Origin of the sequence: Brucella sp. BE17, assembly GCF_039545455.1 — a bacterium.
GTDB lineage: Bacteria > Pseudomonadota > Alphaproteobacteria > Rhizobiales > Rhizobiaceae > Brucella.
In genome coordinates this window covers 630,164-651,778 of record NZ_CP154468.1, presented here as the reverse complement: position 1 = coordinate 651,778, position 21,615 = coordinate 630,164, and the positions used below count along the sequence as shown (strand labels likewise).

Below are 21,615 nucleotides of genomic sequence, written 5' to 3'. Positions count from 1 at the left end.
TCAAAAGAAGTTATTCTAAAATAACATCTTATATCATTATCTTTTTCTAAAGAATGAAGCATCGATATTATGGCGTTGCAAACGGGCATAAAGGCTGCGGCGCGGCATTTGCAGATGTTCAGCGGCCTGCCCCACATCGCCGTTGCAGCGCTCCAGCATGGCACGGATGACGCCCTCCTCGAACCGGTCCATCTGATCGCAAAGCGGTAAAGTCCCGGATATGTCCTGCAGCTCGCCGCTCAGACCAAGCACCACCTGCTTGGCATAATTACGCAGTTCACGCACATTGCCGACCCAGTCGTCTGAATTGAGCCGCGCTTCGATGGCCGCGTTGATGGGCGGGCGTGGCTGGCCGAATTGTGCTGCCGCCTCATCGAGAAAATAGGCGAAGAGCAGACCAATATCCTTGCGCCGCTCACGCAAGGGCGGAATGCGTAGCCGCACGGTTTCAAGTCGATAAAGAAGATCAGAGCGAAAGCGTCCCTCTGCCACAGCGCGATCAAGATCGCCCTTGGCAGCGGCCACGACGCGCAGATCGACGGCGCGCGGCTCTCCCGTCAACGACGGCAGTTCGCGCTCTTCCACGACGCGTAAAAGCTTGCCCTGCAACATTGACGACATGCTGTCTATCTCGTCGAGAAACAATGTACCGCGATCGGCCTCTGCGATGCGTCCGCGCTGGATACGATTGCCGAACAAAACCTCATCGGCAATTACATCGGGGAGAGCAGCGCAGTCGATCGCCACCAAGCCACGACTGTGGCGCGGGCTCCAACGATGGAGGAGGCGCGCAACAAGTTCTTTTCCAGTACCCGTCTCGCCCTCGATCAGCACATCGACGTCGACGCTTGCAAGCTGACGAATCGTCTCGCGCAGCCGCACCATAACTGGCGTTTCGCCGAGCAGCGGATAATCCTGTTCGGCTTCGGCCGCAGCGCGGCGCAGACGGCGGTTTTCAAGCACCAGACGGCGCATTTCCAAAGCCCTTCTGACACTTGAAACAAGATGATCTGCGGCAAAGGGCTTGGCGATGAAATCGAAAGCGCCTTTTTTCAACGCTCCCACCGCCATGCCGATATCGCCATGGCCGGTCATCAGAATGACGGGCAATTCGGGATCGCGAGCCAGCAAGGCGTCGAGCACTCCATTGCCATCAATACGGGGCATGCGGATATCGGTGACGACGACGCCGGGAAAATCCGCGCTGATATGGGAAAGGGCTGCCTGACCGTCGCCATGGGTCTCGATAGCAAGCCCGGCGATCTCGAAGGCATCGGCCAGCGCTGTGCGAAAAGCCACATCGTCATCGACCAGCATGACGCGCAATGGTTCGTTTTCACTCATGATTTTTTCGCCTGTTTTATGCTCGCCGCAAAGGCCGCGCCGCCAAGCGGCGAGGAAACGATACGCAATGTGCCGCCAAGTTCGCTCATGATGTCGCGCGCGATGCCAAGACCAAGGCCGAGTCCGTCCGGCTTGCCGGTCACAAAGGGGCTGAAGACATCGTCACCGATTTCCGGATCTATGCCCGGGCCGTTATCGGCCACGGTCAAGGACAGCATATCGTCATCGATATCTACCAGCAGAGCAACCCGTGGCACCGCCTCACCTACGACCGCATCAAGCGCGTTCTGCAAAAGATTGACTAGAACCTGTTCGAGCCGCACCCGGTCGGCTGCAATCTGAAGCGTAGATTTTTCGGGCAGTTCCAGCTCGACATTGGCATTGCGAAAACGGTCGCCCATCAAAAGCAAGGTACCCTCTATCAGCTCGTCAATAGCAACAGGCCTGTTTTCGCCGCGTCGCCTACGCGCAAAACGGCGCATTTCCTGGGTTATCGAGCCGATACGTGCCGTGAGATCAACCGCGGTTGAAAGATTGGCGGCAACCTTGTCCATGCGTCCCACCGAAAGATAATGCTGTGCATTCTCACTCAATGTACGAATGGTCGCGACCGGCTGGTTGATCTCATGTACAAGCCCTGCAGTGATCGATCCCAGCGAAGCAAGGCGATTTGCCTGCGCCAGTTCCTCACGGGCCGCGCGAAAACGCCGGTCGGCGCGCTCACGCTCGGCAATTTCCGCGCTTAGTTCCACCGTTCGTTCGGCGACAGCCGCTTCCAGTGCCGCACGATCGGCTGCGGCACGGGCCGCCCGCGTTATGCGCCAATAGACAGCTCCCCCAAGACACACAACGATCAACATAGCGGCGACAGTAATCAGCCGCGCCAGGTCGCGCGCTGCCTGCATTGCGGGCGCCACTGGCTCGATATGGAGGAGTTTGAGCTCCGTACCGCCAATCGGCTCCTCTACGGCCAGGAATTGCTCGCCAGATGGACCAATCACACTGCCATTTGCCCCGATGGCATAGTGGCTTGGTTGCAAATCGGCCACGCTGAACTGACCGCTCTGGGTTATCCGCTCGCGTTCAGCAGCTGAGATTGGTTCAAAGGAACGCAGGTCTTCCGGCTTGTCGGTCGACGCGAGAATGATGCCACGTGGGTCGGTCACAAATGTCTGCCCAGGATCGTTTGACCAGGTCCTCACCAGGCGATGAAATTCGAATTTGATGACCACGACGCCTATGGGATGGCTTTCGTTGCCGATACGGCGAGCCAGAAATAGTCCGAACCGACCACTCAAATCGCCGATTGCATAATATTCCGCAGCACCGTCTGCCATCGCTCCCTGAAAATAGGGGCGATAGCTGTAATGACGGCCGACAAAACTTTCCGGGGTATCGGCATTGGACGAAGCGATCACCAGCCCGTCGGGGGTAATGACATAGATGATCGGCGAACCGATCTCTTGGGCGAGAAATCCGAGCTTTTCGTTGAGGCGCTGCGTTGCCGCCATGGATCCGCCAGCCAGCACATCGCGCAGATCGCTATATTCTTTCAGTACCACCGGCAGCAGACGAAACTTTGCCAACTCGCTGTCGATGAGCCTTGTTTGCTGGCGTGCGACGAATGTCGCGCTCTGGCGTAGCCGTTGCGACGCACCCTCTTGCGTCCACCAGCTGGCCGCTGTCCATAGGATAGCGACGAGCAGCACGGTCACAAGGACCGCAAACATCTTGGCAATGTTCCGACGAATCCGCATTTGTGCAGAATTATGCAAAATTGCCCGCAAAGTCACGCATATTTTTGCACAAAACGACGTAAGACGTGGGGTCAAAACGTCTTTTAATGAAGCTATTTCAATAGATTAAACTTTTTAAGGCCGAACTATGGCGGCATCGCGTTTCGTCCTGCATTTTGCAGTTCACTTCGAAAGTGGGAGTTTCGCAAGGAGGAACCTACCAGATCCAGGAAAAATTGCCGTACTCGCTCTCACAAAGTGCGCGGCAATCAAAGCATTCCGTCACACGATAGCGCCTTTGCGCCGCAATCGAGGTGGCGGAAATATCCTTTGAACAAATCACCATTTCGTTCGCTCACATCTCCCAACAACAGCTGTATGGCGGGCGTGAAGCGAATGACAATCCAGAACACTCGGAAAACGGCGCGTTACTGACGTCTCTCCATAACGGGTGAAACGAGAAATCCAAGGAGCAGGAAATGGCCTCAATAACTTCTGAAGGAAGTGCAGCGCCGAATACCAACAACCGGCTTAAATCCATCATTGGCGGTTCGACCGGCAATCTGGTCGAATGGTTCGACTGGTATGTCTATGCAGCCTTTGCGCTTTATTTCGCGCCGCACTTCTTTCCGTCCGAAGACCAGACCGCAAGCCTGATGAGTTCGGCCGCCGTCTTTGCCGTCGGTTTCGTGATGCGCCCCATCGGTGCATGGATCATGGGCATCTATGCCGACCGCAAGGGCCGCAAGGCCGGGCTTACGCTTTCGGTGACGTTGATGTGCACCGGCTCGCTGATTATTGCACTAACGCCCGATTACCAGACCATTGGTCTGACGGCACCAGCCCTTCTCGTGCTGGCTCGTCTGATGCAGGGCCTTTCGGTTGGCGGCGAATATGGCGCCAGCGCCACATATCTTTCAGAAATGGCCGGTAAAAGCCGTCGCGGCTTCTTCTCGTCGTTCCAGTATGTGACACTGATTTCCGGTCAGCTTCTGGCTATCGCACTGCTGATCCTGCTGCAAACCACAATGGAAACCGAAGCACTCGAATCCTGGGGCTGGCGTATTCCGTTCTTTGTCGGTGCCGTTCTTGCTGTTGTCGTCTTCTGGTTGCGTCGCGGTCTGGCTGAAACGGAAAGCTTTAAAAACGCCAAGGCAAGTAAGGCACCAAAATCCGGCTTCTGGGTACTGGTCAAGAACCACCCCAAGGAAACCGCGCTGGTCATGCTTCTGACAGCCGGTGGCACGCTCGCCTTCTACGCCTATTCGATCTATATGCAGAAGTTTCTGGTCAATACATCCGGCTTTAGCCGTGAAACAGCCAGTCTGATCAATGGCGTGACGCTTTTCGTCTTCATGTGCCTGCAACCGATTGCTGGCGGGCTGTCCGACAAGATCGGCCGCAAGCCGCTGATGATCGCCTTTGGCGTTGCCGGCGTTTTGTTCACCTACCCGATCTTCTCGACGCTCGAACACACGCGCGATCCTTGGGTTGCTGGGTTTCTGGTGATGGGGGCGCTCATCATCGTCACCGGCTATACCTCGATCAATGCGGTGGTGAAGGCTGAGCTGTTCCCGGCGCATATTCGCGCACTCGGCGTGGCGCTGCCCTATGCGCTCGCCAACACGTTGTTCGGCGGTACGGCTGAATATGTGGCTCTGCGCTTCAAGAATGGCGGCTGGGAACAAGGTTTCTACTGGTACGTTACCGTCATGATCGGCATCTCGCTCATCGTCTATCTGCGTATGCGTGATACGAGCAAGGACAGCCAGATCCAGGAAGACTGATTGATCCATCTCCCAAGCTGAGAATGTCGGGCCAAAAGCCCGGCATTTTCATTTGTGGGCCAAGCGCTTATTCTCCCCCCGAAACGGAGGAGGAGCGGCTATGAAGAACGGCGATCCAATTGTCATTGTCGGGGCAAGTCGCACGGCGCTCGGCGCGTTTCAGGGTGCATTCACCGGTGCGGCGGCATGCGATCTGGGTGCTGCCGCGATTACCGGCGCATTGCAAAATGCGGTGCTTGAACCCTCAGCGATAGATGAAATTCTGATGGGCTGTGTGTTGTCCGCTGGTCAGGGGCAGGCTCCAGCGCGGCAGGCATCCATCAAAGCAGGATTACCGGTTTCGGCAAGTGCGACCACGCTCAACAAGATGTGCGGTTCGGGGATGAAAGCAACGATGCTTGCACATGATCTCCTTCTCGCAGGATCGGCAGATGTCATCGTTGCAGGCGGCATGGAGAGCATGAGCAATGCGCCCTATCTCCTGCCAAAGGCACGCGGCGGTTACCGTATGGGCCATGGCGCAATCGTCGATCATATGTTTCTCGATGGACTCGAGGACGCCTATGACAAGGGGCGCGGGATGGGCACTTTTGCCGAGGACTGCGCGCAGAATTACGGTTTCAGCCGTGAGGCGCAGGACGCCTTTGCCATTGCTTCGCTCACCCGCGCGCAAAATGCCATAGCAGAGGGGCTGTTCAGGGCCGAGATCACCCCTGTGCCTGTCGAAACAGGTCGTGATATGGTTGAAGTTGCAACAGACGAACAGCCCGGAAAGGCAAAGCCTGAGCGCATCTCCGCCCTGCGTCCGGCTTTTCGAGACGGCGGCACGGTGACTGCGGCCAATTCCTCATCCATATCCGACGGTGCGGCAGCACTCGTTCTCATGCGCGCCTCGAAGGCTGAAAAGTGGAGCCTTGCCCCACGCGCCATCGTAACCGGCCATGCAAGCCATGCCGATAAGCCGAACCTGTTCCCCACGGCCCCCATTGGTGCCTTGCGCAAACTCTCCGAAAAGACCGGATGGCATCTGAACGAAGTCGATCTTTTCGAGATCAACGAGGCTTTTGCGGTCGTCACAATGGCGGCGATGCATGATCTCGACCTGCCGCATGACAAGGTCAACATTCATGGCGGTGCCTGCGCGCTCGGCCACCCTATTGGAGCCTCGGGCGCGCGCATTCTGGTAACCCTTTTAGCAGCCCTTGAAACCCATCGTTTGAAGCGCGGCATGGCCGCGATCTGCATCGGCGGCGGTGAAGCGACGGCTATCGCAATTGAACGTATTGCTTGACGAATATTGCGTTTCATTCGTCGAATTTAACGATTGATTTGCCGCGCGTGATGTCCGTGACAAGCTGCGAAAGTCCATCCTGCACAGCGATCGGTACATTTCCGAAAACCTCCACGCCGGAAGCGATGAAGTTTTCCTGTGTGATGGTGACATGATTGATTGCCGTGAGCCGAGCCTTCAAAAGCGCATGGTCGGAAAAATCGCAGACGAAAGTGAACCCGGTCATCGGGATCACTTCCATCTTTTCCGCCTGTCGCAGGCAGGTCGCCGCGGTACCACCATACGCACGCATAAGCCCGCCAGCACCGAGCAGAATGCCCCCGAACCATCGCGTTACCAGCACCACAATATTATCAAGCTCCTGGCCGTCTATCGCTTGTAAAATCGGTTTACCCGCAGTCCCGCTCGGCTCGCCCGCATCATTGAAACGGTAATTCTGACCCATACGCCATGCCCAGCAATTATGCGTCGCTCCCGGATCAGAATATTCGATCAAAAATTCTTTCGCTGCCTGTTCACTGGCAACCGGAGCGGCAATGGCCAGAAAGCGGCTTTTCTTGATTTCCTGATTGAAAGTTTCAACGCGGCTGATGGTGAACATGGAATCCCTGCAAAACGTATTTTGTGGCGTAGCACTTTCATTCGCCGATGACGAGCCGACCAAACAAAAACGGCGCCCGAAGGCGCCGTTGGCTTGATTCTATAAAGTTTATGCGGCGCTAGACTTACCGCTTTTTTCAAAACGCTTGCGCTCATTGGGATCGAGATAGAGCTTGCGCAGACGGATGGACTTCGGCGTCACTTCCACCAGCTCGTCATCCTGAATCCACGACAGAGCGCGTTCCAGCGTCATTCTGATCGGCGGCGTGAGCTTCACGGCTTCGTCCTTGCCGGAGGCGCGGACGTTGGTGAGCTTCTTGCCCTTCAAGACATTGACCTCAAGATCGTTGTCACGGCTGTGAATGCCGATGAGCATTCCCTGATAGACCTTGACGCCCGCCTCGATGATCATGGGGCCGCGATCTTCAAGGTTGAACAGCGCATAGGCCACCGCTTCGCCCTGATCGTTAGAAATCAGAACGCCGTTGCTGCGGCCCGAAATCTCGCCCTTAAAGGGCTGATAATCGTGGAACAGACGGTTCATGATCGCCGTGCCACGCGTATCGGTCAAGAGTTCCGACTGGTATCCTATCAGGCCACGGGTCGGTGCGTAGAAGACCAGGCGCACGCGATTTCCGCCCGAAGGACGCAACTCGACCATTTCAGCCTTGCGTTCGGACATTTTCTGTACGACCGTGCCGGAATATTCTTCATCAACGTCGATGACGACCTCTTCGACCGGCTCAAGCTTTTCACCATTTTCGCCGTCCTTCATGACAACGCGCGGACGCGAAACGCCAAGCTCGAAACCTTCGCGGCGCATGTTTTCGATGAGAACCGCAAGCTGCAATTCGCCTCGACCGGATACGAAGAACGAGTCCTTTTCGCCCGATTCCTCGATTTTCAGCGCGACATTGCCTTCAGCTTCCTTAAGCAGGCGGTCGCGAATGACACGGCTCGTCACCTTGTCGCCTTCAGTACCCGCATAGGGGCTATCATTGACGATGAAGGACATGGTGACGGTCGGCGGATCGATCGGTTGGGCTGCCAACGGCTCTTTCACAGCCGGATCGCAGAAGGTGTCGGCAACCGTACCCTTTGAAAGGCCGGCAATCGCTACGATATCGCCTGCTTGGGCTTCTTCGACCGGCTGACGCTCTACGCCGCGGAATGCCAGAATTTTGGAAATACGGCCCGTTTCGAGAAGCGATCCGTCCTGTCCAAGAACTTTCGTGGCCTGATTAGCCTTGATTGAACCGGAATGAATACGACCGGTGATGATGCGGCCAAGGAAAGGATCGGCTTCAAGGATGGTGCCGATCATGCTGAACGGACCTTCGGCGACTTTCGGTGCCGGGACGTGCTTCAACACCAGATCGAACAAAGGTGCTAGACCTTCGTCCTTCGGACCTTCCGGGCTCAGCGCCATCCAGCCGTTGCGGCCAGAACCATAAAGGATCGGGAAATCGAGCTGTTCGTCGGTGGCGTCGAGATTGGCGAAGAGATCGAAAACCTCGTTGACCACGTCTTCGTGGCGACCATCGGGACGGTCGATCTTGTTGATTGCAACGATGGGACGAAGGCCGACCTTAAGCGCCTTGCCGACGACGAATTTCGTCTGCGGCATCGGGCCTTCGGCAGCATCGACCAGAACGATGGCGCCATCCACCATCGACAAGATACGCTCGACTTCACCGCCGAAATCGGCGTGGCCTGGTGTATCGACGATATTGATACGGGTGTTTTTCCAGACAACCGAGGTTGCCTTGGCGAGAATGGTGATCCCGCGTTCTCGTTCAATATCGCCCGAATCCATCATGCGTTCGGCAACGCGCTGGTTCTCGCGGAACGAGCCCGATTGCTTCAAAAGTTCGTCGACAAGGGTGGTTTTGCCATGATCGACGTGTGCGATAATAGCGATATTACGCAGTTCCATATGGGGTCACTTCTATATGAGTAGGGAGCCGCGCCAACATATCTGCGCGGAAAAACAATGGGGCGCTCTTACAGGTTTTTTTGCGTTTTAGAAAGGGGCAGTGCGAAACTGCCCCTTATTTCTGCCAAAAAACCTGAATTTCAGGCTTTTAGTACACTGCCTGTTTGACATTTTTTTTGTCGACAGCTCCCTATAATAGCGTTCCCGACAGAATTGCCAGTGCTACGCTGAAATAGATTACAAGCCCCGTTACATCGACAAGCGTTGCTACAAAGGGGGCAGAAGCACTTGCCGGATCAAAGCCCAATCGCTTGAGCGCAAAAGGCAACATCGAGCCTGCCAGCGATCCGAATGTCACGATACAGACGAGCGCCATGCCCACCGTTGCGGCAATGAGCACCCAGTGGTCTCCGTAATCATAGATGCCAGCAATCTGCCACGTGGCGATGCGGGCGACGCCAATGAAACCAAGGAAGCTCCCCAGTGCAAGACCCGTCGGCAATTCACGCAGCGCCACCCGCCACCAGTCGCGAAGCCGCACTTCCTGAAGTGCAAGCGCACGGATGATGAGTGATGTCGCCTGCGAGCCGGAATTACCGCCCGAAGACATGATGAGCGGAATGAACAGGGTCAAGACGATTGCCTTTTCCAGTTCGACCTCAAAATGCTGCATGGCGCTTGCGGTCAACATTTCGCCTAAAAAAAGGATCCCGAGCCAGCCGCCGCGTTTTTTCAGCATTTCGCCAAAACCGATACGCATATAGGGCTTATCGAGCGCCTCCATACCGCCAAAACGATAGGCATCTTCGCTGGCATCCTCTGCCATGGCGTCCAGCACGTCATCCACCGTGACGATGCCGATGATGTGGCGGGTTTCGTCAACGACGGGCACAGCCAGAAGGTCGTGCTTGCGGAAGAGGCGCGCCACATCTTCACGACTGGTCAGCGGAGAGATGGTGATCGGCTGCTCGTCGCGAACGATCGACAGGATCGGCTCTTCCGGCTCGCGAATAATGAGACGGCGCAGGCTCACCACGCCTTCCAGAACGCGGCTTTCAGGGTCGACCACATAGATTGCATAGACGGTTTCGCGCGTGCGCTCGACTTTACGGATATGCGCCAGTGTCTCGGCGACATTGAGCGTTGTCGGCACGGCGATGAATTCGGTGGTCATGAGTGCGCCCGCCGTATTCGGCGGATAGCCCATGAGTTTTTTAAGTGTCGTCTTGGTTTCGGGTGCCAGAATGGCAAAGAGACGCGTGCGGTCGCCCTCGTCCAGTTCCTGAAAAATATCCGTCGCGCGGTCGGCAGACATGCCGTCGAGCAACAGACTTGCAATGCCAGGTGTAAGGGCTGCGATGATTTCGGCGGAACGATGCAGTTCCGGCTGATCAAGCATACGAATAGCGTCGTCGTCGCTCAACGCGCGGAATACGGAGATCGTATCATCGTCTTCAAGCTCGTTGAGAAGCTCAACCGCATCGCCTGTATGCATTTCGGCGATGCGTGCGGCGATTGCTTCTGGTCCAAGCTGTGCCACATCCAGCACATCTGGAGAAAATTCATGGTCGGTCATAGGCTTGCCTTTCCGTCGATCCGCCGTCGAAGGCAGATCGTGCAAGCCGACCGCAAGCGATCAGATCACGATTTGCCTTGACGGCTCACACAATCGACTGTGACTGTCGCTGGGCATAAGAGGATAAAACTCCAGTTGAAAATCGCTGACGCAGACAAAGCGGTCAGCGCGCCTGATGTGCGCCGGGCAGCATCTAAAGTCAAGCCCCCTGCTCACCAGGCGCATTTTTTTCATGCCGTTGTCACAACGGGTTCTGGCAAAAGCCGCCAGATCACGAAAGCCCCGGTCGCAACAAACCCCAGCACGGGAATAAGCGTTGCAAAGGCGATGACCGGATCGCTCATGGCCGCGGCAATTGCACCGCCAACCAGTCCCCCACCCATTTGAAAAAAGCCCATCAGTGCAGAAGCAGCACCCGCTATTTTCGGGAAAGGCTCCATGCCTGCTGATGTCATGACCGGCATGACGAGTGCGATGCCGAAAGCAAAGATCGCCATGGGCATGATGACAAGAAGATAGGTAGGGTCGTATAGTCGCAAAAGCACCGCAATGGCGACGCTGGCTATTGAAATCGCCGTATAACCGATGGCTGCAAGTTTTCGAGGTGTTGAAACGGCGAGCAGGCGGCGAAACAAAAGCCCGCCCACAAGATAAAAGCCGGTCTGTAAAAGAAGCCCCATTCCAAAATGCGTGGCGGACATGCCGACACGCGCCATCAGGATGAACGGCAGAATTGTCGCTGCGGTATAAAGCGCGCCTGTGGTGCCGCCGACACCAAGGCAGCAACAAATGAAGGCACGACTGCCCAGAAGTTTTCCGTAGGCTTGCACGAGTTCCCCAGGGCGAATACGGCTCAAGTCGCGCGTCACCGTCTCCTTGATTATGAAAAGTGCCATCAACACGACAAGAATGCCGAGCAGCACCATGACGAGAAAAATTGCGTGCCAGCCGAAATATTCCATGGTGAAGCCACCAAGCGTTGGCGATATGGCGGGGCCGACCGCAATTACGATACCAATCAGGTTCATGACGCGCGCGGACGAATCATGTGTAAAGAGATCGCGCACGATAGCGCGCGAAACGGTAACCCCAACTGCTGCCCCTACCCCTTGCAGGAAGCGGGCAACAAGCAGCACATGAATATCGGGCGCAAACAGCGCCAGGACGCTCGCGGCCAGATATATGACCATGAAGGCAATGGTGATGGGTCTGCGCCCGAACCCGTCCGAGAGCGGGCCGCAGATCAGTTGCGCGAAACAGAAACCGGCAAAATAGATTGACAGCGTCAGCTTGACCAATGCCTCCGTCGTACCGAAGGCGTGAACGATTTCAGGCATGGCAGGCGTATAGAGCGCCATGGACATCGAACCGATGGCAGCAAGCAAACCGCCAACAATACCGACGCGCAATTCGCTCATCACAGGTGCGGGTAACACGGGCGCAGCATTAAGCTGGCTTTCGCGCACTGTCTGCGTCATTTTTCTACAGTAAGCTTCTGGTCATGCCGGTTTCGCGTGCGATCGACAAGATCATTGCGGATAGACTTGAGCGCGCGATTGAGACCGTCCCATTCCTCCGGTGCAACCATGTCGGAAACTGTCCCGCGAATGCTACCCGATATCTGATGGATAAAATCAAGCATCTGCGTGCCCGCAGCTGTCAGATGCACCTGCTTGGTGCGGCGATCTTCGCTCGCAGCTTCGCGGCGGATCATAGCGCGCGCCTCCAGCCGGTCGAGATGACCGCTCAGTGTCATGGCTTCAATGCCCATGCGCTCCGCAAGGATTGCCTGCCGCAACGGGCCTTGACGCGCCACATGCACCAGAGTGCGTGCTTCTGCGGGGGTGATTTTCAGCCCGGCTTGCGCGATCCGGCGATCAAACTCGGCGCGATAAAGGCGGGCAATATCCGTGATGAGAAAGCCGAAGCTGTCAGGATCATATGATCTGGTGATCATGGGTGTTTCCCTTTATTATAAGGATTCCTTACTATTTTTCATATTTCCGATCAAGTGCGTCAGCCTGCCCTTGCTCCTTCCCCATCAAAACCTTAAATCTCAAAAAATATTTCAATCTGGAGTTCTGCCATGCCCGACAAGCCTTCCTTCAATCACGCACTCACTGAATGGAACGGAGCGCTGGGCCTGCCGGATTTCACCGGCTTCAGGGATGAGGATTTTGCACCGGCTTTTGAAGCGGCTCTCGCCGACGATCTTGCAGAGGTCGAGGTTATTGCCCGTGATCAAAACGCTGCAACAATAGAAAATACGCTCAAAGCACTTCAGTTAACCGGCAAGGCGCTGAACCGTGTGTCGGCAATTTTCTGGCTCAAGGCGGGCGCGCATACCAATGAAAGCATTCAGGCTCTGGAGCGGGACATTGCGCCCAAAATGTCGCGCCATTATTCGCGCATCATGATGGACCCTGCCCTTTTCGCCCGCATTGACGCGCTTTATGAAAAGCGTGAAATGCTCAATCTTGACACGGAAACCAAACGCGTTCTCGAAAAGACATGGAAGGGTTTTGTCCGTTCCGGCGCAAAGCTCGACGCGGCGGGCAAGGCAGACCTAGCCGCGATCAACGAAAAACTGGCCGGCCTTGGCGCGGCCTTTGGACAAAATGTGCTCAAGGATGAAACAGGCTGGGTTCTCATCATTACCGATGAGTCCGATCTGGCGGGCCTGCCGGACTTTCTAAAAAACGCCATGCAGAGTGCTGCCGCCGAGCGCGGCAAGCCGGATTGCTGGGCTGTTACGCTGTCTCGCTCCATCATCGAACCCTTTCTCACTTTCTCGCAAGATCGTATCTTGCGTGAACAAGCTTTAACGGCCTGGGCAAAGCGTGGTGAAAATGGTGATGCCAGTGACAATCGCGACGTCGTGCGCGAGATGGTGGAACTGCGCGAGCGCAAGGCGCATCTTCTGGGCTATGATAATTTCGCCGCCTTCAAGCTGGATGACACCATGGCGAAGACGCCTGAGACAGTCATGGAGCTTCTCGAACCAGTCTGGGACAAGGCCCGCGCCAAGGCCGCAACAGAGGAGGCCGAACTGGAACGGTTGATTGCAGCTGAAGGCCAGAACCACAAGGTTGCGCCATGGGACTGGCGCTTTTATGCGGAAAAACTGCGCGCTGAACGCTTTTCATTCGACGAAGCGGAGCTCAAACCCTATCTGCAACTGGAAAAAATAATCGAAGCCGCCTTCGATGTGGCGGAGCGCCTATTCGGTATCCGCTTTGAAGAAAAGAAGAGCATCACCGCCTGGCAAGACGACGTGCGGGTTTTTCAGGTTTTCAATAGCGATGGCAGCGAGCGTGGACTGTTTCTGGGCGATTATTTCGGCCGTGCCTCAAAGCGCTCCGGCGCGTGGATGAGTGCGCTGCAAAGAAGCCATAAGCTTGATGGTGGGGAAAAGCCGATCATCTACAATGTGATGAATTTTGCCAAGCCAAAGGCGGGAGAACCGGCGCTGCTCTCGCTTGATGATGCGCGCACGCTGTTTCATGAATTCGGTCATGCGTTGCATGGACTTTTGTCGGAAGCAACCTGGCCTGCGGTTTCGGGCACTGCCGTTTCGCGTGACTTCGTGGAGCTGCCATCACAGCTTTACGAACACTGGCTGACGGTGCCGGAAGTGCTTGAAAAATACGCTGTGCATTACCGTACCAATGAAGCAATACCCAAAGCGCTGCTCGACAAGGTTCTCGCGGCCAACACTTTTAATGCCGGCTTCAACACGGTTGAATTCACCGCTTCCGCATTGGTGGATATGGCTTTTCACACGGCTAAGGAAAAGATTATCGACCCACTCGCTTTTGAAGCGGAGACCCTTAAGAATCTTGGCATGCCGCAAGCGATCATCATGCGTCACCGTACACCGCATTTTACGCATGTCTTTTCGGGCGATGGCTATTCTGCTGGCTATTATTCCTACATGTGGTCGGAAGTGCTCGATGCCGATGCGTTTTCAGCCTTTGAGGAAACCGGTGATGCATTCAATCCCGAGCTCGCGGCCAGACTGAAACAGCACATCTATGCCGCCGGTGGCACCCGGGACCCCGAAGAACTTTACAAGGCCTTTCGCGGTAAGATGCCCTCGCCCGACGCCATGATCGCAAAGCGCGGACTGAATTGAAAATTGGAGGCTGGGAAATCCCAGCCTCGTTTCGCCCTGGTCGGATTATGCACTAGACGTGAAACGCTCTGGTGTGGCTAATCTGAAATTGGTATCATTTTGAAGCAACGCTGTGAATGAATTTCAGATTGAAAGTCACGCTAGACGATTTTCGACTGCCTGCGCCACAGATCGATGCCGCTTTCCGTAGCAAAGCGGTCGATCTCGGAAAGCTCTTCTTGCGAGAAGGTCAGATTTTTGACCGCATCGAGTGAATCGTTAAGCTGCTCGACGTTTCTGGCTCCTATCAGCGCCGACGTGACACGCGGTTGCCGAAGCGTCCAGGCAATCGCCATTTGCGCAAGTGTTTGTCCACGCGCCTTTGCGATCGCATTCAAACCGCGCACCTTTTCAATCACGTCGTCACTCAAAAGTTTTTCATTGAAAGATCCGTTGCGCGAGGCACGGGCATCCGCCGGAATACCGTCGAGATATTTTGAGGTCAAAAGACCCTGTGCCAGCGGCGAGAACGCGATACAGCCAACGCCCAGTTCATCAAGCGTGTCCAGCAGCTCATCCTCAATCCAGCGGTTCACCATCGAATAGGACGGCTGGTGGATAAGAAGCGGAATGCCTTCTTTCTTGAGCAATTCGTAAGCCGCGCGCGTCCGATCCGGACCATAGGATGAAATGCCCACATAAAGAGCCTTGCCCTGACGAACGATCTGCACGAGCGCGCCAATCGTCTCTTCTAGCGGCACATCTTCTGTCGGGCGATGCGAATAAAAAATATCGACATAGTCAAGCCGCATCCGCTTAAGGCTCTGATCGAGAGAGGCCAGAATATGTTTGCGCGAGCCACCGATACCGTAGGGACCAGGCCACATATCCCACCCGGCCTTCGTCGAGATGATCATTTCATCACGGAAATCCGCAAAATCCGCGGTCAATATCTTGCCAAAATTCTCTTCGGCCGAACCATAGGGCGGGCCATAATTGTTGGCCAGATCAAAATGCGTAACGCCCCGATCAAAGGCACGGCGGATGACGGCGCGACCCGTTTCAAAGACGTCGGCACCGCCAAAGTTCTGCCACAGGCCAAGCGAAACCGCCGGGAGTTTTAATCCCGACGCGCCGCAGGCACGGTACGAAACGTCATCATATCGTTTTGAATCCGGCGTGTGCATATATGCATCCTTTTTTATAACTGGACCTTCGATGAAGAATCCATGAAACTGGTAGGTTAAAGCCTTCGCAATGCTGAAGCTATGGAGGCTATTTCAAAGAAGGAAGAACTTTAGAGCGCATACCGAAAAGTGTGAAATGCTTTTCGGGAAGAAATGCTAAAAAATCGAATAATGAGAGCGCTGATCTGGTTCAGCCAGATTGAAATACGCTCTAGATGCCGTTTTTCTGCTTCCAGTCTTCAAACTTGCGCTCATTTTCCTGCTTTGTGCACGGATAAAGGCCGATGATAGAGCCGCCGTTGACGACTTCCTCCAGAACGAATGCCTCAAAGTTTTCCATTCCCGCACATTCATCCGCAATCTCTTCACAAAGATGCGCCGGAATGACCATGACACCATCATTATCCCCGACCAGTACGTCACCGGGAAAGACTGCTACATCGCCACAGGAAATCGGAACATTGATGTCGATAGCTTCATGCAATGTCAGATTGGTCGGTGCGGAGGGCTTGGCACAATAAGCGGGCATGTCCAGTTCACCGATACCGCTTACATCACGATAGCCTCCATCCGACACGATCCCCGCCACGCCGCGCAGGGCTAGCCGGGTCACCAGAATGGAACCTGCGGTGGCCGCACGCGCATCCTTGCGCGCATCCATCACAAGAACTTGCCCGGGCGGGCAGGTTTCGACTGCCACGCGCTGTTTGTGTTCAGGATTGCGGAAAACGGTGATCGGATTGCGATCTTCACGCGCCGGTATGTAGCGTAGCGTAAACGCTTGCCCGACCATGTTTTCGGACTTTGGTGCAACCGGCAAGACGCCTTGAATATATTGATTGCGCAGGCCGCGCTTAAAAAGCGCTGTTGCAACGGAAGCGGTCGAAACCTTCTTCAGCTTCGCCCGGGTTTGTTCAGATAAGACATAGTCCGTCATCAAAGTTACCTCTTGCAAAAAAAACCGGCATATCTCCGGTCGAAAAACAAACTCATGCGCGCCATAAATAGAGGGCGGGAGCCATAGTCCTGCGGCTGAAAGAAAATGGGCCGCATCATTTTGCGCCCCCGCCCCAGATTGGCGAAAACATCACATATGGCTGCTCGAAACCTGCAAAATCGGCGCGCACGAATTCCGCACCTTCAGGCAGTTCATCAGGGAAAGCTTCGATATCCGACATGCGAAGTTGACAACCCGTTTCGGCCCGTATTGCCGGAAGCTCCTATGTTTTATGGTTCAAGCGCCGCTCATCCGAGCACCTCGCAGTAAGCTGTTACATCCATGATTGCCTCCCCAAAACAGGTCAAAAGACCAGTTTTATATGCGTTTCCCCTGCCTTCATGATGTGCTCGCGCATCAAGCGTTCGGCCAGATCCTCGTTTCTGGCTGCAATGGCCTGCATGATTGCCTCGTGCTCACCAAAGGACTGCCGCCGCACATCCTCGCGCGACAAAACCGTCACACGGGCAGCGTGGTCATACATGCGTTGCGCATTCTGCAATCGACGCAGATATTCACAACCCGACGCTGCATGAATACCGTCATGAAACTTCTCGTTCAGTTCGATCAGTGTGTTTACGTCGCCTGACCTGACCGCTAGCCGCATGTCTTCGACTACCCCGCGAAGAGACAAAAAAGCCTCTTCACTGCCGTGCTTTGCCGTCTGACGCGCAATGATGCTTTCCAGTGCTGCACGCGCCAGTGTCATCTCCTCCGCCTGACGCGCACTGAACGCAACGAAAGTTCCGCTGCGTGCTTGCGTCCTCACCAGCCCTTCTCCCTCAAGCTGACGCAACGCTTCTTTCAACGGGCTGGTACTGATGCCCAGATCGGCAGCCAGCTGCCGCTCATTCAATCGTGCTCCGGCTTTCAGCCGACCCGAGATGATGGCTGCGCGCAATTCGTCATGCACATGGTCTCGAAGGCTTTTCACCTTGATGGGCGCCAGAGGTGAAAGGGGCGAGACGGTTTGGTTCAATGCACACCTGATTTTTATTCGGTTACCAAAGCACTATCCGTACACAAGACTGATATGTCAAGATGTGATGTATCAGATATCACGGCTTAAGTAAAAACTGCCGGTGGATGTGAACGGCACTGGATGGGAGGTAAAACCGGTCGGAAGACTGCAAACGAGCCGAAACATTCCGGCTCGCTATAATCGCAATACGCTTTAATGGAAATCAGTGATGCATCATCTCATGCGCGATGTCTTTTCCGCTTAAGGAAGCGCCGTAGTAAGTCGGCCAGTTTGTTACTTCCTTGAGAAGCGCCGCCCGGTCATCACCGAGATAAAGGTGATAGTGGTCTGCTTTTGCGGGGGCAATGCGATGATCGCTGAACTGGATGAAGTCGGGTGCTGCCTTATCACCCGCGACCTTCTTGAACACAAAGCGTACGCCGCGATTGCCCTTTTCATAGCTCAGGATTTCATAACCGTCGCTAGCGTAACGCGCGCTCACCGTCCCGTCTTTCTTATGAAACGAGATCTTGTCACCTTCGATATCGATCCGCCTCACATCGCTGCGATAGCCGACTTCGTAATAATCGCGATACTGCTTGGCATTTTTGTCGCCATGCTCCGCCTTATGCGCGAATACCGGATCCAACGTGCCATCCTGCAAATAGGGATAAACCGACTGCCATTTCCCGGCCCAATCGGAAAGGGGTCGCTCGGCAACCTGACTATCCTTGAAATACCCCTTGTAAATCTCCTTGTCCTCAACGTGGGAATGGTCATGGTCATGGGCATGCGAATGTTCTTTCTCAGTGGCTGGCTTGGACTGGGCCATACCTGGTCCCCCGATGAATAATGCCGTGCATAGGCTCAACGACAAGACCCATGGGGCGGTGATTTTCTGCATTATAAGCTCCCGCAAAATTGTTATGTAATATCGTTACACAACTGCATTAGACAGATTGCCACGCTTTTGCAAGTTCTACGGCGCCTGCAAATCATTCGCAGATCATATTTTGACGGCAAAAGCCGATTCACTCATCCCTGAAAGATAAGCAGAGTAAGATCACGGCGATCTGGACGTTTTGTAAGAGGTCAGTTACCGACGAATTCGAAGCGATCCACGTCGACGAGGCCACGATCGGTAATTTTAAGATGCGGGATCACCGGCAAGGCGATGAAAGCCAATTGCAGGAACGGCTCTTCAAGCACCGACCCCAGTTCTTCGGCAGCCTGCCTGAGCTTACGTAGTTCCTCGCGTACTATCTCGAAAGGTTGAGTGCTCATCAGTCCTGCGACCGGCAGCGGCAATTCCGCCAGCACTTGGCCGTCGCGCACAACAACAAAGCCCCCCTCGATCTTGCCAAGCCGGTTCACAGCCACCGCCATATCCTCGTCGGACGCACCAACGGCGCAGATATTGTGACTGTCATGGCTTACCGTCGAAGCAATCGCTCCCGATTTCAGGCCAAATCCATGCACGAAACCGGTGGCGATATTGCCGTTTCTGCCATGGCGCTCGACCACCGCAACCTTGACGACATCGCGTTCAAGATCGGGCTCTGTTCCGTGCGGACCGACTTTCAACTCGAATTCAAGGCTTTGGGTAATGATCTTTCCCGGCACAATGCCGATAGCGCGCGTCTTGCCGCTGTTGGAGTGCGAGCGGAAATTCGCAGCACTAACCTTCGGCGCATTGACGCTGTTGCGCCCCACCAGAGCCACCGGCTTGCGGGCTGCAAACAGTGCATCACAAACCACGCGCCCAGATGAAAGTACCGCCTCAGCATGACAGCCCTCAAGACTGTCGAGGATTGCGATATCAGCGCGTTGTCCCGGCGCGATCAGACCACGGTCGAACAGACCAAAAGCGCGCGCCGCCGATACACTGGCCGCGCGGTAGATGGCAAGCGGTGTCACGCCACCGGCAATCGCGGTGCGGATCAGATAATCGAGATGGCCCTGATCGGCAATGTCGAGCGGATTGCGATCATCGGTGCAAAGCGCGAGAAACTGCGCATGACGCTCTGTGATGATCGGCATCAATGCTTTGAGATCCTTGGAGACAGAGCCTTCGCGGACAAGCACATGCATGCCTTTACGCATTTTTTCGAGCGCTTCTTCGGCGCTGGTTGCCTCATGCTCGGTGCGGATGCCGGCGGCGATATAGCCGTTAAGATCGTAGCCGCGCAAAAGCGGCGCATGGCCGTCGATATGACGGCCCTGAAAAGCTTTGAGCTTGGCCATACATTCAGGGTCTTTTGCCAGAACGCCCGGAAAATTCATAAATTCAGCAAGGCCTATGACCTTTGGGTGATCTGCAAAAGGCAAAAGATCGTCGATCAGCAGTTCCGCTCCCGACGTTTCCATATGGGTGGCAGGCACGCAGCTTGAAAGCTGAACGCGGATATCCATGACGGTTTCAAGGGCGCTGTCGAGAAAGAATTTTATGCCTTCAGCACCCAGCACATTGGCGATCTCGTGCGGGTCGCAGATGACTGTCGTCACACCCTGCGGCAGCACGCAACGGTCAAATTCATGCGGGGTTATATGCGAGGATTCGATATGCAGATGCGTGTCGATGAAGCCCGGAACCGCGATGCGCCCGGAAATATCGATCTCCTGTTTTCCCTGATAGGTTCCAAACGTGCCGACAATACGATCCCCGCAGATCGCAATATCGCTCTCCACCAGTTCGCCGGTTACCAGATCGAAGAAGCGCCCGTTCTTCAGCACGATATCGGCGGGTTCGCGGCCCGCACCCTGATCGATCATCCGTTCCAGCATCGCTTGCTCCAGCATCCTTGAATCAATTTTGCGCAAACTATCACAGCGGACGAAAGGAAGTGAAGGCAGCCTTCCAGACGGCTGGCTCTTTCAAAAACGGGTTTGCAATTATTTGCCTGCGGGTTCACTACGCTTGCAACAAACCACGCAGGAAGGAAGGCTATCCATGACGACACAGCAAGAGGTTGCGGTATTTGACGGCCATAATGACGTCCTGCTTCGCCTGTGGTCTACGGACCGTTCCGACCCTGTAAAGCGCTTTCTCGAAGGCGAGGATATTGGTCATATCGACCTGCCGCGTGCCCGCGCTGGTGGCCTTCAGGGTGGCCTTTGCGCCGTCTATGTGCCCTCCCCGTCGCATAAGCTGGATAGCGACGGCAATCTGCCGACGCCGGCTGAGGCTGATGCTCTCAAGACCACACTTGCCATGGCTGCGATCTTGCGAAAGATCGAGCTGGGATCACAGGGCAACTTTCGCATTTGCCGCACGGCAGCAGACATTCGGGATTGCTTCGACAAGGATATTTTCGCCTCCGTCTTCCATATTGAAGGCGTGGAAGCATTCGGCAGCGATCTCGACCTGCTTTATGTGCTCCATGCGGCGGGCTTGCGCAGTCTCGGCCCGGTCTGGAGCCGCCCAAATATTTTCGCGCACGGCATCCCTTTCCGCTTTCCTTCTTCACCGGATATCGGTCCCGGCCTCACCGATCACGGTAAGGCGCTGATCCGTGCCTGCAACGAATTGAAGATCATGATTGATCTTTCGCACATGAATGAAAAGGGCTTCTGGGATATTGCTGGCCTTTCGGATGCCCCGCTTGTGGCCTCGCATTCCAACGCCCATGCGCTTTGCCAGCAAAGCCGCAACCTCACCGACCGCCAGCTCGACGCGATCCGCGATACGGGCGGGTTGGTCGGGCTTAATTTCGGTGTCGGTTTCCTGCGTGAGGACGGCAGGCGCGATCCCCACACAGCGTTAGATGAACTGGTACGCCATGCCGATTATATCGTCGAACGCATCGGCATCGATCATCTGGCACTCGGCTCGGATTTTGACGGCACCACGATTCCAGCAGCGCTCGAAAGTGCCGCGGATCTTCAGCGCGTGATCGAAACCTTCCGCAACCATGGCTATGACGATGCCTCGCTCGTCAAGCTGGCGCATGGAAACTGGCTCGATGTGCTGGAGCGAAGCTGGGGAAACTGATCTGCCTTTATCGATTGCACGAATAAACAATTCCTGTCCGCTTTTTAATAAGCTACACAAAGATAGAATATTTTTCTTTTTGTCAGGAATAAGCA

General features: G+C 55.2%; 17 protein-coding genes. 4 read left to right on the top strand and 13 right to left on the bottom strand.

Translation table 11 applies throughout. From position 1 onward, the window contains the following. Nucleotides 1–36 precede the first annotated feature (36 nt). On the bottom strand, nucleotides 37–1,344 hold the full coding sequence (locus AAIB41_RS14365; protein WP_343315961.1) for a sigma-54 dependent transcriptional regulator: 1,308 nt from the start codon (nucleotides 1,342–1,344) through the stop codon (nucleotides 37–39). Continuing rightward, nucleotides 1,341–3,074: an ATP-binding protein gene (locus AAIB41_RS14360; protein ID WP_343315960.1), complete on the bottom strand. Its 1,734-nt coding sequence runs from the start codon at nucleotides 3,072–3,074 to the stop codon at nucleotides 1,341–1,343. Before AAIB41_RS14360 ends, AAIB41_RS14365 begins: the two co-directional genes overlap by 4 nt. A gap of 485 nt (nucleotides 3,075–3,559) precedes the next feature. On the opposite strand from AAIB41_RS14360, the gene AAIB41_RS14355 reads away from it, so the two are divergent. Both AAIB41_RS14355 and AAIB41_RS14350 read left to right on the top strand, forming a co-directional pair. Further along, entirely contained in the window at nucleotides 3,560–4,867 is a 1,308-nt protein-coding gene (locus tag AAIB41_RS14355; RefSeq protein WP_343315959.1) for an MFS transporter, read from the top strand. A 100-nt stretch (nucleotides 4,868–4,967) separates the two neighbouring features. After that, a complete protein-coding gene (locus AAIB41_RS14350) occupies nucleotides 4,968–6,158 on the top strand; it encodes an acetyl-CoA C-acyltransferase (RefSeq protein ID WP_343315958.1) in 1,191 nt (396 codons plus the stop codon). A gap of 13 nt (nucleotides 6,159–6,171) precedes the next feature. Here the strand turns inward: AAIB41_RS14350 and AAIB41_RS14345 are convergent, their stop codons facing one another. The 5 genes from AAIB41_RS14345 to AAIB41_RS14325 form a co-directional block, all read right to left on the bottom strand. Beyond that, complete coding sequence (locus AAIB41_RS14345; protein WP_343315957.1) at nucleotides 6,172–6,759, bottom strand: YigZ family protein; 588 nt, start codon at nucleotides 6,757–6,759, stop codon at nucleotides 6,172–6,174. Between the two features lie 108 nt (nucleotides 6,760–6,867). Beyond that, nucleotides 6,868–8,694 carry a translational GTPase TypA gene (typA, locus tag AAIB41_RS14340; protein WP_343315956.1) on the bottom strand — a complete coding sequence of 609 codons (1,827 nt, stop codon included), beginning with the start codon at nucleotides 8,692–8,694 and terminating at the stop codon, nucleotides 6,868–6,870. 190 nt (nucleotides 8,695–8,884) lie between these two features. Beyond that, nucleotides 8,885–10,270 (bottom strand): magnesium transporter, encoded by a 1,386-nt coding sequence (mgtE, locus tag AAIB41_RS14335; protein WP_343315955.1) that lies wholly within the window; start codon nucleotides 10,268–10,270, stop codon nucleotides 8,885–8,887. Nucleotides 10,271–10,500: 230 nt separating this feature from the next. After that, the gene (locus AAIB41_RS14330; protein ID WP_343315954.1) at nucleotides 10,501–11,748 is read right to left on the bottom strand and encodes a multidrug effflux MFS transporter; all 1,248 of its coding nucleotides are present in this window, start codon (nucleotides 11,746–11,748) and stop codon (nucleotides 10,501–10,503) included. Continuing rightward, nucleotides 11,745–12,227 (bottom strand): MarR family transcriptional regulator, encoded by a 483-nt coding sequence (locus AAIB41_RS14325; protein WP_343315953.1) that lies wholly within the window; start codon nucleotides 12,225–12,227, stop codon nucleotides 11,745–11,747. The genes AAIB41_RS14330 and AAIB41_RS14325 overlap by 4 nt, the downstream gene beginning before the upstream one ends. 129 nt (nucleotides 12,228–12,356) lie before the next feature. Between AAIB41_RS14325 and AAIB41_RS14320 the strand changes: the two genes are divergently transcribed. Next, complete coding sequence (locus AAIB41_RS14320; RefSeq protein WP_343315952.1) at nucleotides 12,357–14,405, top strand: M3 family metallopeptidase; 2,049 nt, start codon at nucleotides 12,357–12,359, stop codon at nucleotides 14,403–14,405. A gap of 140 nt (nucleotides 14,406–14,545) precedes the next feature. Here AAIB41_RS14320 and mgrA read toward each other — a convergent pair whose 3' ends face one another. From mgrA to ade, 6 genes are all read right to left on the bottom strand, one after another. Next, nucleotides 14,546–15,571: an L-glyceraldehyde 3-phosphate reductase gene (gene mgrA / locus AAIB41_RS14315; protein WP_343315951.1), complete on the bottom strand. Its 1,026-nt coding sequence runs from the start codon at nucleotides 15,569–15,571 to the stop codon at nucleotides 14,546–14,548. Nucleotides 15,572–15,782: 211 nt separating this feature from the next. Continuing rightward, the gene (locus tag AAIB41_RS14310; RefSeq protein WP_343315950.1) at nucleotides 15,783–16,508 is read right to left on the bottom strand and encodes a ribonuclease activity regulator RraA; all 726 of its coding nucleotides are present in this window, start codon (nucleotides 16,506–16,508) and stop codon (nucleotides 15,783–15,785) included. Nucleotides 16,509–16,623: 115 nt separating this feature from the next. Beyond that, nucleotides 16,624–16,749, bottom strand: coding sequence for a hypothetical protein (locus tag AAIB41_RS14305; protein ID WP_343315949.1), 126 nt, complete (start codon nucleotides 16,747–16,749; stop codon nucleotides 16,624–16,626). 123 nt (nucleotides 16,750–16,872) lie between these two features. Then, on the bottom strand, nucleotides 16,873–17,547 hold the full coding sequence (locus AAIB41_RS14300) for a GntR family transcriptional regulator (RefSeq protein ID WP_343315948.1): 675 nt from the start codon (nucleotides 17,545–17,547) through the stop codon (nucleotides 16,873–16,875). Between the two features lie 205 nt (nucleotides 17,548–17,752). After that, on the bottom strand, nucleotides 17,753–18,361 hold the full coding sequence (locus AAIB41_RS14295) for a metal-binding protein ZinT (protein ID WP_343316081.1): 609 nt from the start codon (nucleotides 18,359–18,361) through the stop codon (nucleotides 17,753–17,755). 260 nt (nucleotides 18,362–18,621) lie between these two features. Continuing rightward, complete coding sequence (gene ade / locus AAIB41_RS14290) at nucleotides 18,622–20,328, bottom strand: adenine deaminase (protein ID WP_343315947.1); 1,707 nt, start codon at nucleotides 20,326–20,328, stop codon at nucleotides 18,622–18,624. 151 nt (nucleotides 20,329–20,479) lie between these two features. Between ade and AAIB41_RS14285 the strand changes: the two genes are divergently transcribed. Then, nucleotides 20,480–21,520, top strand: coding sequence for a dipeptidase (locus AAIB41_RS14285; RefSeq protein WP_343315946.1), 1,041 nt, complete (start codon nucleotides 20,480–20,482; stop codon nucleotides 21,518–21,520). Nucleotides 21,521–21,615 lie beyond the last annotated feature (95 nt).